Origin of the sequence: Streptococcus mitis, from assembly GCF_000722755.1 — a bacterium.
Lineage (GTDB): Bacteria > Bacillota > Bacilli > Lactobacillales > Streptococcaceae > Streptococcus > Streptococcus mitis_CM.
This window is the reverse complement of the sequence record NZ_JPFY01000013.1, coordinates 480,000-497,038: the sequence shown is the minus strand read 5'-3', so window position 1 is coordinate 497,038 and position 17,039 is coordinate 480,000. Positions and strand designations below refer to the sequence as shown.

The 17,039-nt window shown below is 39.6% G+C and carries 16 protein-coding genes, 1 tRNA gene and 1 riboswitch; of the genes, 5 read left to right on the top strand and 12 right to left on the bottom strand.

Annotated elements, in window-relative coordinates; translation table 11 throughout:
* Nucleotides 1–25: 25 nt before the first annotated feature.
* From SK578_RS05655 to SK578_RS05635, 5 genes are read right to left on the bottom strand one after another with little or no spacing between them, the layout of a single operon-like run.
* On the bottom strand, nucleotides 26–457 hold the full coding sequence (locus tag SK578_RS05655) for a GNAT family N-acetyltransferase (RefSeq protein ID WP_042751118.1): 432 nt from the start codon (nucleotides 455–457) through the stop codon (nucleotides 26–28).
* Nucleotide 458: 1 nt separating this feature from the next.
* Nucleotides 459–1,061 carry an L-threonylcarbamoyladenylate synthase gene (locus SK578_RS05650; RefSeq protein ID WP_042751116.1) on the bottom strand — a complete coding sequence of 201 codons (603 nt, stop codon included), beginning with the start codon at nucleotides 1,059–1,061 and terminating at the stop codon, nucleotides 459–461.
* Nucleotides 1,045–1,881, bottom strand: coding sequence for a peptide chain release factor N(5)-glutamine methyltransferase (gene prmC / locus SK578_RS05645; RefSeq protein ID WP_042751114.1), 837 nt, complete (start codon nucleotides 1,879–1,881; stop codon nucleotides 1,045–1,047). The genes SK578_RS05650 and prmC overlap by 17 nt, the downstream gene beginning before the upstream one ends.
* A 3-nt stretch (nucleotides 1,882–1,884) precedes the next feature.
* Nucleotides 1,885–2,964, bottom strand: coding sequence for a peptide chain release factor 1 (gene prfA, locus SK578_RS05640; protein ID WP_001028815.1), 1,080 nt, complete (start codon nucleotides 2,962–2,964; stop codon nucleotides 1,885–1,887).
* The gene (locus tag SK578_RS05635) at nucleotides 2,961–3,551 is read right to left on the bottom strand and encodes a thymidine kinase (protein ID WP_020902848.1); all 591 of its coding nucleotides are present in this window, start codon (nucleotides 3,549–3,551) and stop codon (nucleotides 2,961–2,963) included. Before SK578_RS05635 ends, prfA begins: the two co-directional genes overlap by 4 nt.
* A 123-nt stretch (nucleotides 3,552–3,674) precedes the next feature.
* On the opposite strand from SK578_RS05635, the gene SK578_RS05630 reads away from it, so the two are divergent.
* Nucleotides 3,675–3,857: a 4-oxalocrotonate tautomerase gene (locus SK578_RS05630; protein WP_023935941.1), complete on the top strand. Its 183-nt coding sequence runs from the start codon at nucleotides 3,675–3,677 to the stop codon at nucleotides 3,855–3,857.
* A gap of 137 nt (nucleotides 3,858–3,994) precedes the next feature.
* Nucleotides 3,995–5,368 (top strand): tRNA uridine-5-carboxymethylaminomethyl(34) synthesis GTPase MnmE, encoded by a 1,374-nt coding sequence (gene mnmE, locus SK578_RS05625; protein ID WP_042751110.1) that lies wholly within the window; start codon nucleotides 3,995–3,997, stop codon nucleotides 5,366–5,368.
* A gap of 44 nt (nucleotides 5,369–5,412) precedes the next feature.
* On the opposite strand, the gene dapA is transcribed toward mnmE, so the two are convergent.
* The 4 genes from dapA to SK578_RS05605 all read right to left on the bottom strand — a co-directional run bounded on the left by dapA (nucleotide 5,413) and on the right by SK578_RS05605 (nucleotide 8,542).
* Nucleotides 5,413–6,348 carry a 4-hydroxy-tetrahydrodipicolinate synthase gene (dapA, locus tag SK578_RS05620; RefSeq protein WP_042751109.1) on the bottom strand — a complete coding sequence of 312 codons (936 nt, stop codon included), beginning with the start codon at nucleotides 6,346–6,348 and terminating at the stop codon, nucleotides 5,413–5,415.
* A gap of 56 nt (nucleotides 6,349–6,404) precedes the next feature.
* A complete protein-coding gene (locus tag SK578_RS05615) occupies nucleotides 6,405–7,481 on the bottom strand; it encodes an aspartate-semialdehyde dehydrogenase (protein WP_000542463.1) in 1,077 nt (358 codons plus the stop codon).
* Between the two features lie 379 nt (nucleotides 7,482–7,860).
* Nucleotides 7,861–7,933, bottom strand: a tRNA-Thr gene (locus SK578_RS05610).
* 99 nt (nucleotides 7,934–8,032) lie between these two features.
* A complete protein-coding gene (locus SK578_RS05605; protein ID WP_000737071.1) occupies nucleotides 8,033–8,542 on the bottom strand; it encodes a QueT transporter family protein in 510 nt (169 codons plus the stop codon).
* Nucleotides 8,540–8,636, bottom strand: a riboswitch (PreQ1 riboswitch). It overlaps the preceding gene by 3 nt.
* A 28-nt stretch (nucleotides 8,637–8,664) precedes the next feature.
* On the opposite strand from SK578_RS05605, the gene SK578_RS05600 reads away from it, so the two are divergent.
* On the top strand, nucleotides 8,665–9,096 hold the full coding sequence (locus tag SK578_RS05600; RefSeq protein ID WP_042751105.1) for a GtrA family protein: 432 nt from the start codon (nucleotides 8,665–8,667) through the stop codon (nucleotides 9,094–9,096).
* A gap of 85 nt (nucleotides 9,097–9,181) precedes the next feature.
* The gene (mscL, locus tag SK578_RS05595; protein WP_020901341.1) at nucleotides 9,182–9,559 is read left to right on the top strand and encodes a large conductance mechanosensitive channel protein MscL; all 378 of its coding nucleotides are present in this window, start codon (nucleotides 9,182–9,184) and stop codon (nucleotides 9,557–9,559) included.
* Between the two features lie 41 nt (nucleotides 9,560–9,600).
* Here mscL and hemH read toward each other — a convergent pair whose 3' ends face one another.
* A complete protein-coding gene (gene hemH, locus SK578_RS05590; protein ID WP_042751102.1) occupies nucleotides 9,601–10,695 on the bottom strand; it encodes a ferrochelatase in 1,095 nt (364 codons plus the stop codon).
* Nucleotides 10,696–10,849: 154 nt separating this feature from the next.
* On the opposite strand from hemH, the gene pepT reads away from it, so the two are divergent.
* Nucleotides 10,850–12,073: a peptidase T gene (gene pepT / locus SK578_RS05585; RefSeq protein ID WP_042751100.1), complete on the top strand. Its 1,224-nt coding sequence runs from the start codon at nucleotides 10,850–10,852 to the stop codon at nucleotides 12,071–12,073.
* A 35-nt stretch (nucleotides 12,074–12,108) separates the two neighbouring features.
* Here the strand turns inward: pepT and SK578_RS10580 are convergent, their stop codons facing one another.
* Nucleotides 12,109–15,930, bottom strand: coding sequence for a pneumococcal-type histidine triad protein (locus SK578_RS10580; RefSeq protein ID WP_080709976.1), 3,822 nt, complete (start codon nucleotides 15,928–15,930; stop codon nucleotides 12,109–12,111).
* Between the two features lie 7 nt (nucleotides 15,931–15,937).
* On the bottom strand, nucleotides 15,938–16,828 hold the full coding sequence (gene adcAII / locus SK578_RS05570; RefSeq protein ID WP_410467844.1) for a zinc-binding lipoprotein AdcAII: 891 nt from the start codon (nucleotides 16,826–16,828) through the stop codon (nucleotides 15,938–15,940).
* Between the last annotated feature and the right edge of the window lie 211 nt (nucleotides 16,829–17,039).

The window sequence follows — 17,039 nt, the reverse complement described above, 5'->3', positions numbered from 1 at the left end:
GTTTGTTTTACAATAAGAAAATAAACTAAAAGATGCGAATAAACCGTTTCTGCATTTTATCACAAGTATAACCAACTTTTTCATAAAATGCATGAGCACCCAGACGATGATCGGCAGAGTTTAAGCGGATAAACCCATAACCACGTCTTTTTGCTTCTTGATCCAACCCTTGTAATAAGCTTTTACCAATACCTTGACCTTGCGCTTGAGGTGAAACTGCTAAAGCTAAAATATTAAATCCTGCTTTGGAATAAAGGGATTCGTAAACCTCAGCGTGGACATATCCAAGTAAGACATGACTAGCTGCATCCTCATAGCCAAGAAGGAAATGATGGGAATCCTGAGATAGTCTAGCTAATTGACTAGCCGTTTCCTCTGGACTAAAAGAATAGCCCAAAGCTTCTTGGTTAATGTCACATATAGCTTTCACATCAGTTTCTCTTAAGTCTCTTAACATCTCATTCCTCCTCAAAAGAAATCTCTGGCAACCGAGCAAGAATATCTTCTCGCTTAATGGCCCCTTGGCGTAAGATTTTCACCTTGCCTCCAGACAAATCCACGATAGTTGAATCCTGTCCAGTTAGAAAAGCATCGTCTTCTAGACCCAAAACCTCTTGGTCAAAATCCTCTAGAATTTGATTAAAGGTCACTCCACTTGCCTGACCTGAAATATTGGCAGACGGCCCAATCAAGGGACCTGTCTCTCGAATCAAATCAAGGGTAATGGGATGACTCGGCATCCGAAATCCAACAGTTGCAAGACCAGAATTGACCCAATAGGGGACTCTGTCATTAGCTTCGAGAATAATGGTCAAGGGACCTGGTAAAAAGGTCTCTACAAGTTTTTGTAGATAAGTTGGCTGATTCGTTGAAAAGTGCAAGATGTCCTCTAGAGAGGCGATATTGAGATTGAGCGCCTTATCTCTAGGTCGACGTTTGAGTTGGTAAACATGGTCAACTGCTTTTTCGTCTAGAGCTTTGGCAAAAAGACCGTAAACTGTCTCCGTAGGTAGAACGACAGCTCCACCATTTTCCAACTCTTGTCTAATCCTGTCCATCATCAACCACGACCATCCTATCTTGACCAAATTGGTCCTTGAGTGTTCGTACTCGTTTTTCAGGAAGATGCTGCCTAAAAAGTTCAGGAACACTTTGACCTTGCTTGTATCCAATTTCAAGGTAAATCTTACCACCATCTTTGAGATAGTCTTTTGCATCTTCCGCAATTCTACGGTAAATAGCTAGGCCATCCTCGTCTGCAAAGAGGGCTAGATGAGGCTCCGAATGCAAAACATTCAAACCGACCTCTGACTCATCTTCACGAGAGATATAGGGTGGATTGGAAACAATTATATCATATTTTTCAGAAATTTCTGTAAAACAGTCAGATTTTTTTAAAAATATTTGAAGATTTTGATTTTTAACATTTTCGCTGGCTACATCTAAAGCATCTTGAGAAATATCTGCTGCTGTCACTGACAAATCTGGTCTATTTTTTGCTAAGGCGAGAGCAATAGCTCCACTACCTGTTCCAATATCCAGAACTGAAAGATTCGTCTCAGGATTTTCAGCCAGGATAAGCTCCACCAACTCCTCTGTTTCTGGACGAGGGATCAATACTCGCTCATCAACATTTAACTGCATTCCATAAAAATCTGCCTGTCCAATGATATACTGTGCCGGTTTATGATCTACTAACTGTTGAAAAATTCCTTTTACAAATTGTTTTACCTCCTCTGTTACCTCTTTCTGGAGGGCAAAAACAAAGTCTGTAAAAGATAGATTTTTGAGGCTACGATAGACAAAAGAGAGGCTTTCAGCTTCCTCTCCTTGTCTTATCAATTCTTCTTCAAAATCTGAAAATAATTGAGCTAATTTCATTATTTATTTGTTTAATTCTTCTAATTTTTGTGTTTGGTCATAGAGCACCAAGGCATCCACAACTTCGTCCAATTTACCAGACAAAATGGTATCTAGTTTTTGGAGGGTCAAGCCGATACGGTGGTCCGTGACACGGTTTTGTGGGAAGTTATAAGTACGAATCCGTTCTGAACGGTCACCAGTACCGATTGTCGACTTACGCTCAGCGTCCTGTTCATCCTGAGCAATCTGAGCAAAGTGGTCAGCAACACGCGCACGGATAATCTTCATAGCCTTCTCACGGTTCTTCTGCTGGGTACGTTCTTCCTGCATCTCAACCTTGATATTGGTTGGCAAGTGAACGATACGAACGGCAGTCGCAACCTTATTGACGTTCTGTCCACCAGCACCAGAGGCGTGATAGATGTCAACACGAAGGTCTTTGGGATCAATATCGTATTCTACTTCTTCCACTTCAGGCATGACAAGAACTGTGGCAGTCGATGTATGGACACGACCTTGGCTTTCTGTCACAGGAACACGTTGCACACGGTGGGCACCTGATTCGTACTTGAGTTTAGAGTAAACAGATTGACCTGAAACCATGGCAACAACTTCTTTGAAACCACCGACACCATTCATAGAAGCTTCCATAACTTCAAAGCGCCATCCCTGAGCTTCAGCATACTTTTGGTACATGGTTAGCAAATCTCCAGCGAAAAGTGCTGCTTCATCTCCACCAGCTGCTCCACGGATTTCAAGGATGATATTCTTATCATCATTTGGATCCTTTGGAAGGAGCAAGATCTTCAGTTTTTCTTCGTATTCTTCTTTTTCAGCCTTGGCATCTTTGAGCTCTTGCTTGGCCATTTCTTCCAAGTCCGCATCTCCACCTGATTCCTTAATCATCTCTTCAGCATCGACGATATTTTGAAGGACTTGTTTGTACTCACGGTAGGCTGTTACTGTGTCACGAGTTGAAGCCTCTTCTTTTGAAAGCTCCATGAAACGCTTGGTATCCGATACCACATCTGGGTCACTGAGTAGTTCTCCTAGTTCTTCATAACGGTCTTCTACAGCTTGTAGTTGATCATAGATGTTCATTTTTCTTCATTCTCCTTATTGATTTCAGGGGCAAAATAATGTTTACGGCAAACTGAGATATAGGTTTCATTACCACCAATCTGAATCTGCTCACCATCATAAACGGGCAGTCCATCCTGTGTTCGCAAAACCATAGTCGCCTTTTTCTTACAATACTGACAGATGGTTTTAATCTCATCGATTTTATCTGCTAAAAGCAAGAGATACTTGGAACCTTCGAACAGTTCATTTCGAAAATCATTTTTCAAACCAAAAGCCATGACAGGTATGTCTAACTCATCAACAACACGAGCTAGATCGTAAACATGGTGACGCTTGAGAAACTGTGCTTCATCAACCAACACACAGTAAGGTTTTTCTGATAGGTCTCGGATATAGCCGAAGATATCAGTTGTTTCCTCAATCGCAATGGCAGGGCGTTTCATGCCAATACGACTCGACACATAGCCAACACCGTCACGAGTATCAAGAGCTGAGGTCATAATCACAACACCTTTTCCTTGCTCCTCATAGTTATAGGCCACCTTGAGAATCTCAATCGTCTTACCAGAGTTCATGGTCCCATAACGATAATACAACTGTGCCATGTTTCTTGCTTCACGTCCATTTCTAAATTTTTGCTACATTCTAGTATATCATAATTTTCTTAAGCTTTAAACGGCAAAATGTGGTAAAATAGAAGAAATCAAAAACTAGTGGAGGAAGCCATTATGCCATTTGTACGCATCGATTTATTTGAAGGACGCACGCTCGAGCAAAAGAAAGCTCTTGCTAAGGAAGTAACAGAAGCTGTTGTCCGTAATACTGGAGCCCCTCAATCTTCTGTCCATGTCATCATCAATGACATGCCAGAAGGAACTTACTTCCCTCAAGGTGAAATGCGCACCAAATAAGCTAGCTTAAGCAGAATTGCTTAGGCTTTTTCAATCTCCAAGTAGCATCCATTGAAGAAATAGTTCAAATTTGTTACAATTTGAAAAGAGACTTGGAGAATTTTCCAAGAAAAGAGCTATTTATTAAAGGAAACATTATGATTACACGTGAATTTGATACCATCGCTGCTATCTCTACTCCACTAGGTGAAGGGGCTATTGGTATTGTCCGCCTGAGCGGAACAGAAAGTTTTGCTATTGTGCAAAAGATTTTTAAAGGAAAAGACTTGAGTCAGGTTGCTAGCCATACACTCAACTACGGTCACATTATTGATCCTCTGACTGGTAAAGTCATGGACGAGGTTATGGTTGGGGCTATGAAGTCTCCAAAAACCTTCACTCGTGAGGATATTATCGAGATTAACACCCACGGTGGGATTGCGGTTACCAATGAGATTCTCCAGCTAGCTATCCGTGAAGGAGCTCGATTGGCTGAACCTGGTGAATTTACCAAACGTGCCTTTCTAAATGGACGTGTGGACTTGACTCAGGCTGAAGCTGTTATGGATATCATCCGCGCTAAGACAGACAAGGCCATGAACATTGCGGTCAAACAACTTGATGGTTCCCTTTCTGATCTTATCAATAATACCCGTCAAGAAATCCTTAACACACTTGCTCAAGTCGAGGTTAATATTGATTATCCTGAGTACGACGATGTTGAGGAAGCCACTACTGCTGTTGTCCGTGAGAAGACTATGGAGTTTGAGCAATTGCTAACTAATCTCCTTAAGACAGCCCGTCGCGGCAAAATCCTCCGTGAGGGAATTTCAACTGCTATCATCGGCCGTCCTAACGTTGGGAAATCAAGCCTTCTCAACAACCTCTTGCGTGAGGACAAGGCTATCGTTACAGATATTGCTGGTACGACACGTGATGTCATCGAAGAATACGTCAACATTAACGGTGTTCCACTTAAATTGATTGATACAGCTGGAATCCGTGAAACAGATGATATCGTTGAACAAATCGGTGTTGAGCGTTCGAAAAAAGCTCTTAAGGAAGCTGACTTGGTTCTACTGGTGCTAAATGCCAGTGAACCACTAACTGCCCAAGACCGCCAACTCCTAGAAATCAGTCGGGAGACTAATCGCATTATTCTTCTTAACAAAACCGACCTGCCAGAAGCGATTGAAACTTCTGAGCTTCCAGAAGATGTCATCCGTATTTCAGTTCTTAAAAACCAAAACATTGATAAGATCGAAGAGCGTATTAACAATCTCTTCTTTGAAAATGCTGGTTTGGTTGAGCAAGACGCAACCTACCTATCAAACGCACGTCACATTTCCTTGATTGAGAAGGCTGTTGAAAGCCTACAGGCTGTTAATGAAGGGCTGGAACTAGGTATGCCAGTTGACTTGCTTCAAGTTGACTTGACCCGTACTTGGGAAATTCTCGGAGAAATTACTGGAGATGCTGCTCCAGATGAACTCATCACCCAACTCTTTAGCCAATTCTGTTTAGGAAAATAAGAAATCCATGATCGTTCAATCGGTCATGGATTTTATTGTAATTATTAGTAATCTGGTCTTAAGACACCTGTTACAGTTGCCTTAGTTGCTTCGTAGTCACCATCTACAACAACCTTGATAATGCGTTTGGCATCTTCTTCTGGTGCTGGAACAAGAGGTAGACGAGTTGGTCCAGCTTCAAATCCCATGTAGTTAAGAACGGCCTTGACTGGAGCAGGACTTGGGTAAGAGAAGAGGGCATTAACCTTAGGAATGAACTTACGCTGAATTGCTGCTGCTTTCTTCATATCGCTTTCTTCAATGGCCGTAAACATCTCGTGCATTTCATCCCCATTTGTATGGGAGGCAACAGAAATAACCCCATCCGCACCAAGGTTCATGGCATGGAAAGCATCTCCATCCTCACCTGTATAAATCAAAAACTCCTCTGGCTTATGCTCAATCAAGTAAGCCATATTTGCCAAGCTAGTACATTCTTTGACACCGATGATATTTGGATGGTCAGCCAAACGAAGCATGGTTTCTGGAGTCAATTCGACAACCACACGCCCTGGAATATTATAGATAATAATAGGTAAGTCAGAAGCATCTGCAATGGCCTTAAAGTGCTGATACATTCCTTCTTGAGAAGGTTTGTTGTAGTAAGGAACAATAGCAAGCCCAGCAGCAAAGCCGCCAAATTCTGCTACTTCTTTGACAAACTCTATAGAGTCACGCGTATCATTGGTACCCACACCCGCAATCAAAGGAACACGTCCATTGACAACTTTTTGTACAGCCGCAAAGAGCTCCAACTCTTCATCGTGAGTCAATGTCGGACTCTCAGCAGTGGTACCTGCGAGAAGAATTCCATCCGTATGATGCGCCAACAGATGCTCAATCAAGGCTGGAATGGCATCAAAGTTGATGGAACCATCCTCGTGGAAGGGAGTAATAAAGGCTGTGATGATTTTACACTCTTTTAAATCTTGATAAGACATGAGAAACACCTCTCTATTTCAAAGAAGGAGTTCATCTGAACTCCTAAACAATATGACTATTTTAATTCAAATTTCAATTCGGCCGTTGGACGAACCAATCCACGTTCGTGAAGAGTTTCTGCAATCTGAACTGAGTTCCAAGCAGCACCTTTGAGCAGGTTATCTGAAACAACCCACATGTGGATTCCTTTTTCAGCATCCAAGTCTTTACGGATACGACCAACAAAGGTATCACGTGAACCAACTGCATTGATGGCTTGTGGATAGATTTGATGAGCTACATCATCTTCAAGAACAGCACCTGGGAAGGCTGCGATAGCTGCTTTCACTTCTTCGATTGGAGCCACTTCTTTTGTTTCGATGTAAACTGACTCAGAGTGAGCTGACAAGACTGGAATACGCACACATGTTGCAGATACTGCAATGCTGTCATCTTCCATAATTTTCTTAGTTTCCTTAGTCATCTTCATCTCTTCGTAAGTGTAATCATTGTCAGTGAAGACATCAATTTGTGGAAGAGCATTGAAGGCAATAGGATAGTGTTTCTTGTCACCACCTGAAGGCAAGATTTCGGCATGTAAATCACGTGGATTCACTCCATCATTCAAGACTTCACGAAGTTCACGTTGTGTCTCAAGAATTGCTCCCATACCAGCACCTGAAACTGCTTGGTAAGTTGAAACAATGATACGGTCCAAGCCCCATTTTTGGCGAACTGGCTCAAGAGCCACCATCATTTGGATTGTTGAACAGTTAGGGCAGGCAATGATACCGTTGTGGGCATCAAGTGCATGAGCATTGACCTCTGGAACAACCAAAGGAACATCTGGATTTTGACGGAAGTAAGATGTATTATCTACTACTACCGCTCCAGCTTTAACTGCGTATGGTGCATATTTAGCTGATGTAGAACCACCTGCTGAAAAGAGAGCAATATCAACTCCTTCAAAAGCTGTTTCAGTCGTTTCTTCAATCGTAATATCTTGATCTTTAAATTTCAAAGTCTTGCCTGCTGAACGTGCAGAAGCAAGTAAACGAATTTTATCGATTGGAAGTGTTGATTCTTCCAACATTTTTATCATCTGAGCTCCGACAGCACCTGTCGCGCCGACTACAGCAACTGTATATCCCATAAATAACCTCTTTCGGAATTTTCTAAAAATTTCTATAATAGATGTATTATACTACTTTTTCCATGAATTGCAAAGCTTTTTCATCATTTTTTGGAAAATAAAAATCCCCAGTCGCTAAACTAGGGACTAAGAGGCATCTTCATGTGATGAGCAGGTTCACACAACTCATCAAGGTCCGCTCCTGCGTTATGACCTCCTTATGCTCAATAGTAGTCCGAAGACTACCTATCGACTCATCGCGTCTATTATATTACTAGAAATAAGTGGTTTTGTCAATAAGAAATTTTTGCAGGATGACTTTTATTATACAAAAGTCAGAATTTTTTCTCTTGAGCATAAGAAAAAACTCTTGTGCTCAAGAGTTTCCCTGTAAATATCATGCTAATTGCCGGGATTGAACCGGCGACCTCATCCTTACCATGGATGCGCTCTGCCAACTGAGCTAAATCAGCTTACTTAAAAAGTATACTATAGTTAGAAAAACTTGTCAAGTTTCCTTAGAAATTTTCCATAAGAAAAAGCCAGGTAAGAGCTACCTAGCTTATCTTCTTCTATTTGCTTAAATCAATTCGACGACCAATTTTACCAATAATAATCGCGCCAATAATCAATGAGGCAAATTCACCAATTCCTGTTGTAAACCAAGTAAGGAAAAATGGTAATTCTGCTACAATATTTAACTCGGCAGCAATAGTAAACATAGAAATTGAAAAGAGGATTGAAAAGAAGAAATGATCTTTTCGAATCAATCCATTAAAGAGGTAATCTTTACTGTATTTTGCAAAAAGCCAAACACCTAGACTAAGGAATACTAAGGTTGATCCACCACCAACAAAGACATCTAGCAGTCCGAAGCTAAAGAAATTAGCAATCATACAACCGATGGTAACTCCGATGATGTACTTAGGATTGTAAAAAGCCATAAAGTTCATCATTTCTGAAATGCGGAACTGATAAGCACCGTAGCTAATGGCATTTAGGGGCGGTGTGACAGTCAAAACGACATAGATAGCAGCAACGATTGCAATATCTGCAACATCACGAATAGTTAATTTTTTCATCTTTTCTCCTTTGGCGGTTTCCCGCGTGTAATATGCTTGGTGAAAGAAGCTAAGCACCAAGGGTTGATTCAATCAACCTTACTAGTATAGCACAATAGACTGCTTTATGCTATACTAAAAATATGAAAAAACGTATTCAAAGTCTCTTGAAAAATGAGCTTTTACTCTATCTCTTTTTTGGTATAGCTACTACTCTTATAGCTATCCTATCCAGATTAGTCATTTATCAACTAACTCATAGAGAACTCCTTGCTACTGGACTCGCAAATAGTATCGGTATTCTGTTTGCATTTATTACAAATGATACAATTGTATTCAAGCAAGCTAGGCAGAATTGGTCAATCCGTTTAATGAAATTTACTCTAGCACGTCTTTCTACTTTTCTTTTAGACTTGTTTTTAACTTTTCTCTTTGTAACTCAGTTTCCTAATATTATCGGACAATTTGTAAATAATAATATTAATAGGGTGAATAGTATTGAAACAGTTATTGCACAATTCTTAATAATTATCCTCAATTACATTTTTAGTAAGGTATTTATTTTTAAAAAATAAGAAAAAATTTAAGCATATAGCTTGCAAGAACTTCTTAATTAATATATAATAAAATGTAAAAATTTTTTGAAAGGAAATTATGAAAATGTTAAAAGATCTTAAAGCATTTTTGCTTCGAGGTAACGTTGTTGACCTTGCTGTCGGTGTGATCATTGCCACTGCTTTTGGTGCAATCGTTACATCACTTGTTAACGATATCATCACTCCACTTATTTTGAATCCAGCCTTGGAAGCTGCGAAAGTACAAAACATCGCTGAGCTTGCTTGGAATGGTGTTACATATGGTAAATTCTTGAGTGCTGTTATCAACTTCCTAGTTATCGGTACTGTTCTCTTCTTCGTTATCAAAGGTATTGAAAAAGCTCAAAGCCTTACTAAGAAAGAAGAAGCTGAAGAAGCTCCAGCTGGTCCAACTGAATTGGAAGTACTTCAAGAAATCAAAGCTCTTCTTGAGAAAAAATAATCAATTAAAAGGATCTAGCACAAAGCTAAATCCTTTTTTCTTTACTCTTTTGGTAACTTACCTGCTTTTTCAAGCATTTTCTTAATAAGATAAGGCATCTTAACATTTTCCCGACCTTTTTTCTCAATCAGTTTTTTCACAAATTCCGGCATTTGTAAATCTTGAGATTCGGCCAAGATATTTTTAGTTTCATCTGAAGGAACTAACTCATCAAAGGTTTCTTCTTCTGGGAGAAATTCCTTAAATTCTTTGTCCTCATTAGCTCTGACGGTATTAACCAAGGCATCAATCAAGCGAGAATCTGTATTTGGCATTGGTGGACGATGGTAGTTTACTCCAAATTCCTGACATAAGTCATAACATTCCACATCGTTGTCAAACAAGACTTCAATGTGCTCACTGATAAAACTGATAGGAACAAAAATATAATGGTCTGGATGTTCTTTCTGCTCTCTGAGATACTCCAAGACATCAGGTTTAATCCATGGAATCCCGATATCACTTTCACTTTGCCAAGTGTTAGTATATTGCTCAGAACTCAAACTCAGTTTTTCAGCGACTAGCTTGCTATTTTCAAAAATTTGGTCGATATAAGGGTCTCCAAAATCCAAGGCAAAAATTGGTACACTATGGGCTGAAAAGACGACTTTAAAGCTATCTTGCTTCACTTCTTCTTTTAAAATCTTAGCAATTTCATCTGCCCAATAGTTTAACAACGCTTCTTCTTGATACCAGTCCTTAATAACTAAAAATTGAATTTGTTTGCTTTCTAAAAATTTCTCATAACCCATGACAGAGTAAAAAGAATAATGAGGCTCCAAAATCAAGCAAATACACTGTTCAATTCCGTCTGCTTCCATCTGACCAATCACATCTGGAATAAAGGGTCTAGAAAACTTATTAGCAAAATAAACACTATACTCATTCCCCAGCCTAGCTTCTACCAAGGCAACCTCTTCTCGGGTAATTTTTTGCAGAGGCGTCCCTCCAATTAGTACATAATTATCATAGAGAGTTTGAATCTCGTGGTCTTGAGGTCTCACTCCACGACGAATATTTGTGAAAAAATCAGCCACACCTTCAAAGGTAATCTCTTCTGGCGAACCGAAAGTCATCATTAAAATTGCTTTTTTCATAATCGCTTCCTTGTGATATTTTTATCAAGTTTATTTTATCATTAATTCGTTGATAAGTAAACGCCAACATAGCGAATTTCCCTAACTTCAGTCTTTTGTTTTTCTCTCTTTTCTATGATACAATGGAAAAAAATGAATTCAAAAGGAGTTTTTTATGACTTATCCAAATCTCTTGGACCGCTTCTTAACCTACGTTAAGGTCAACACGCGCTCTGATGAACACTCTACCACTACTCCAAGTACGCAGAGTCAGGTAGATTTTGCTACAAATGTTCTTATTCCTGAAATGAAACGTGTTGGATTACAAAATGTTTATTATCTACCAAATGGTTTTGCGATTGGTACCTTGCCAGCCAACGATCCGTCTTTAACACGTAAGATTGGCTTTATTTCCCACATGGATACTGCTGATTTTAATGCCGAAGGAGTCAATCCACAGGTAATTGAAAACTACGATGGTGGTGTGATTGAACTAGGAAATTCTGGTTTCAAACTCGATCCAGCTGACTTCAAGAGTCTTGAGAAATATCCAGGCCAAACGCTCATCACAACAGATGGAACAACCTTGCTAGGTGCTGATGACAAGTCAGGAATTGCTGAGATTATGACTGCCATTGAATATCTGACTGCTCATCCTGAAATTAAGCACTGTGAGATTCGTGTTGGCTTTGGTCCAGATGAAGAAATCGGTGTTGGTGCTAATAAATTTGATGCAGAAGATTTTGATGTTGATTTTGCCTACACAGTTGATGGTGGGCCACTAGGTGAGCTTCAGTACGAGACATTCTCAGCAGCTGGGGCTGAATTGCATTTCCAAGGACGCAATGTCCACCCTGGTACAGCAAAAGGGCAAATGGTCAACGCCCTTCAGTTAGCAATTGATTTTCATAATCAACTTCCAGAGAATGACCGACCTGAGTTAACAGAAGGTTACCAAGGGTTCTACCATCTTATGGATGTGACAGGTAGTGTCGAAGATGCGCGTGCAAGCTACATCATTCGTGATTTTGAAAAAGATGCCTTTGAAGCTCGTAAAGCAGCAATACAGTCTATCGCTGATAAGATGAATCAAGAACTTGGTAGCGACCGTGTCACCCTAAACTTGACAGATCAGTACTACAATATGAAAGAAGTCATTGAAAAAGATATGACTCCAATTACCATTGCCAAAGCCGTTATGGAAGATTTAGGTATCACTCCTATAATCGAACCAATCCGTGGAGGGACAGACGGCTCTAAGATTTCCTTTATGGGAATCCCAACTCCTAATATCTTTGCGGGAGGAGAAAATATGCATGGACGTTTTGAATACGTCAGCCTTCAGACTATGGAACGTGCAGTTGATACCATCATTGGTATCGTAGCTTATAAAGACTAAAAAGACGAGGTAGCTCAGCTACTTCGCCTTTCTTTTTATTCTGCTGGTTTTTCTTGATTTCCAGTACTTGTTGTAGATTCTGTTGTTTCCTTTTCTGAAACTGGTTCAGCAGGTTTAGAATCGGTTGTGTTGCTTGGTTTGTTTTCGTCCCTTGCAGTTTCACTATCACTCTCAGCTTTAGGTGTTTCACCAGTTTCTGTGCTTGAGGCAGGTTTGGTACCTTCACTTGCAACTTCAGTATTTGCTTTTGGTTCAGCTTCTGTTCCTGAAACTGCTTTAGACTTGATTTCTTGATTCAAAGCTAGTATTGTTTTAGCTAATTCAAGTAAAGCTTCTTTATCTTTACTCTTTGCTGCGAGCTGGTCAAGTAATGCATCTACTTTATCAAAGTCTGTATCAGTACCATGATTATTTTCTAAATAAGTATGAAGTGAAATTAAACTATCATATAATTTTTGATAGAGAACCAGTGTCAGTGGATCTTGTTCTTCATTCTCCTTTTCTTTTTGCAGAGTAGCTGCAATTCGTGTCAAGAGATCTTTAGCTTGAGTGTTGACTTCATCTAAAGCTGCATCAGGCTTATTAACAGCCGATTTTAAATTTTCTACTTCTTCTGCCAAGGATTGTTTGATTCCTTCTTCTTTAACTTGAGCTAAGAATTGCTCTGCTTTGTTCAAGAGAACTTCTACTTCCTCTTTGCTTACGTGATTGACATGTTCTTCCTTCTTAAGGTCAGGATAGAGCTCTTTCAGGAATTCATAAATTGCTTGCTTAGCAGATTGGCTATCAACTTTTTCTTTATCTAAAACTGTTTCATTTACTTTTGCAGTAGTTGGCTGATTTTTCAAAGCCTCTTCTACTTCTTGTTTTGTTTGGTAAATGCTTGGGAACAGTTTATTCAAGTCTGCAGCCTTAAGGAAGGATTGAGATTGATATAGAGTCCAGGTCAAATCTGCTACTTTATTACGAAGCTCATCACTTAAACGTCCATCATTTACATGCTCATAGAAGTACTTGATGTATTCCACTGTTGTAGCACCAGTACGATCATTAAAGTCTTGAAGAGCTTGAAGTTGTGATTCAACTGCTGCTAAACCAGCTTCGTCTTTTGCTAATTTAGCTTCTTGAAGACGAACTAAAAGGTCTTTCTTAGGAAGCCCATAGCTATCAGTATCTAGTGTATTAATTTTATCAATTAATGCTTGATATTTCTTGTCTAATGGACTTGTTTCAACTGGTTTGATACTTTCATCAATATGGATATATTGCTTATCAAAGAGGTCAAGTGTTGCAAGATAACCTGCAGTCGAGTTGGTTGAAAGTTTCTTCATGTTTTCAGTAAATTGACCCAAAGCCAACTCAATCTGTCTTTGTTTGATCGGTTGATCTTGATAGAGCTTTCTACTTTCAGTAAGAAGTTGGTCTACTTTTGCTAAAACTGTTTTCTCATCAAACGCTCCAGGTTGGTAATTAGATTGCAATGCTGGAATCTTACTCTTCAAGGCAACCTCATAGCCTTTAGTTTGAACTTTGATGTAATGATTGTGGTCACCATGAGGAATCACAAAACTACCATTTTCTACCTGCAAGCTATAAGGAGACACACCATCTCGCAAAGCAGTGGTATAGAGTTCATTTAGGAAATCAAGCTCTGGATTCCCAGTTTGAAGTGGAATTCTAACATGCTCTTTTCGAACAGCATATGGATGGATATGAGTTGGATCGTAGGCTTGGTCTGGATTTCCAAAGACAAAGAAGCCGTTTGAAATTCTAATAGCTTCAAGTGGAACTCCGTAGGTCTTAGAAATATAAGCAATCTTTTCTTCATCGCTAGCATCTCTTGAGAAAGACTCTACCGTTTTAGCAAGAGGTTTTACAGGTTCTGCATCATGATGTGTTTTCAAATGATCCTGAGCTGCCTTAATTTGCTCAGCTGTCAAATCTTTCTTGAAGAAGTAATGATTGTGGTCACCATGACTCATGACAAAGCCTTGTTCATCCTCACTGATGACACGATTAGCATCAAAAACGTGATCATGGTCTTCATCATGTTTGTGGCCATGATTATCGTTATCGTGTTCATCATCATGGGCTGGGCTTGGTGTTACTGTCGTTTTACCTCTCAAATAATCCTGCGCTGCCTTGATTTGTTCTGGTGTTAGATCCTTCTTAAAGAAGTAATGATTATGGTCTCCGTGACTCATGACAAAGCCTGCCGCATCTTCACTGATAATTCGATTGACATCAAAATCGCGGCCATGTTCGTCATGATGATGACCGTGTGTATCTTCATCGTGATCATCATGAGCTGGGCTTGGTGTTACTGTCGTTTTACCTCTCAAATGATCCTGCGCTGCCTTAATTTGCTCAGCTGTCAAATCTTTCTTGAAGAAGTAATGATTATGGTCTCCGTGACTCATGACAAAACCTTGCTCATCCTCACTGATGACACGATTGGCATCAAAACCGTGATCATGGTCTTCATCATGTTTGTTGCCATGATTATCGTTATCGTGTTCATCATCATGGGCTGGACTTGGTACTGATGGCGTTTTACTTTTCAGATGATTTTGGGCGGCCTTAATTTGCTCTGCTGTCAAATCTTTCTTGAAAAAGTAATGATTGTGATCACCGTGTGACATGACAAAACCTTGATCATCCTCACTGATGACACGATTGGCATCAAAACCATAATCATGGTCTTCATCATGATGAGCGTCATGTTCATGTTCGTCATGCTTAGAGCCCTGACTTCTATGGCCACCGTCTTTCTCATGATGATGGTTTTGCTGAGTAGGTTTTTCTGCTGGTTTGCTTGGATTCTCCAATGGTGTTGGTTTTACACTGTCACTAGCCAAAGGAATCATTCTCGCAATCTTTTCTTCTAATGCAGAAAGCTTTGTATATGGGATGAAATGATAGTGATTTCCATGAGGAATCGCTACACCACTTGGTGTTCTGCTTAAAATCTTAGCAGGGTCAAAAGTTAAACCATCCGATTCAGCATATCGTTGAGTACTTGGAAGAGCATAAAGCTGCTGTAATAGACTTTGAAGACTCTCGGCTTTATTACTTGGTATTTCAGCCTGTTGAATAGGCTTGGTAGTTTGACCAGTCCCATTTGTACTTGGACGATAGTCAGTCACACTAGGCTGATTTCTAGTTCCAGAGAGGTAAGCTTGAGCTGCAGCCAATTCACTAGCAGACAAGGAACTCTTTGGAATGTAGTGGTAATGACCACCGTGAGGGACGATATAAGCATCACCAGTATCCTCTATAATATCAGATGGATTAAAGATATACCCATCATCGGTGGTATAGCGGCCTTGAGATTGCGCTAGTGCAACTGCACTATTAGATGTTGGTGCATCGTGAGTATGACCTTGTTTTTGGCGTTTAATTTCGTCCTTGGAACGAACGTTATCCGCATGTGCCACATCCTTAAGGTAAACATAATACTTACCATCTACCTTGATAATGTAACCACCTTTGACTTCGTTGACAATATCAGCGTCTTTCAATTGATAATTGGCATCTTTCATCAAAAGTTCTTCACTGAAAATCGCATCAAAAGGAACTTTCCCATTATAATAATGGAAATGATCACCGTGTGAAGTCACATAACCTTGATCAGTGATTTTCACAACAATTTGTTCAGCCTGGATATCTTCTTTTTTGCTGACTTGCTCTGGTGTTTGTGTCTCTGTTTTTGGAGTGTCTTGTTTCCCATCGACATAAGATACACGATTCGTATCTTTGTTCTCTCCTGTCTGATGTTGATTCAATGCATAAATACAAAGACTTAAAGAAAGGACAACAGCTGCACTAGCAGCAAGTTTCTTCTTATTTATTTTCATAATCTCCTCATTTCAATTCTTCTGCTAAAATACTCATATTGTCTTCTAGGTTTTCTAGATAAGTCTTGTCATTTTGTGGGTCTGCCTCTAAAGGATTCAGAGTTTTTAGACCCACACCTGTTGATTTGACAAGAGTTTCAGCTACTTTTGAAGAAGCATTACTTTCTGTAAAAATCGTTTTAACCTTATAGGTTTTAACAAATTCCTGAATTTCTGTTAGTTGTCTTGGACTTGGTTCTTGTTCAGGAGAGATGCCTGCAATACCAAGTTGATTAAGTCCAAATCTCTTCGCTAGATAAGAAAAGGCCGTATGTTGTGTTACAAAGGTTTTCTGAGTCGCTTTTTCAAATTTAGGCTGGAATTTCTTAGTCAATCCTTGAGCTTTTTTGATAAAGGCTTGCGCATTTTTCTGATAAGTTTCTTTGTGCTCACTATCAACCTCTGAAAGTTTATCAGCGATAATTTGCGCTTCTTCGCCAGCTTTTTCAGCATCTAGCCAAGTGTGAGGGTCATAAAGTGTTTTTTCATCAACTCCCTCACCTGCTTCCACATCCTCTAGCCCTGGAACTCGATCCAATGTCATTCCTTCTGAAGCCTCTAAAACCTTAACTTTGGATTTTTTTAGATTGGGATCCAGACTTCCTGCCCAAGATTCAAGTGTATGCGAATGGTAGACAAATACATCTGCATCATAGATGGCTGCAATATCATTTGCTGAAGGTTCAAAGGAGTGAATTCCGCTACTTGACTGAATCATTCGAACATCATTCAAGTCACCAGATACTTCCTTGACCATGGCATAGATAGGATAAAAACTGGTCACGATTTTCATCCCTTTACCTGACTGGCTTTCCTTTTGGCCACAAGCGGCTAATACCAGAGCCAATACACTGGTCATCAATACTAAAATTGTCCTCTTTTTCACTATAACTCCTTAACTAGTGTTTAACCATTTAATTAACTAGTAAATAGTTTATCTTTATTTAGAAAATATGTCAAGAATTTTAATCGTCAAAAATAAAATCACTGTTTTAGGACTCTTTGATTCATTTTTTAGACAGTGAACCCCAGCTTTTTTAACAAAGAAAAGGACATTATTCTATCAAAAA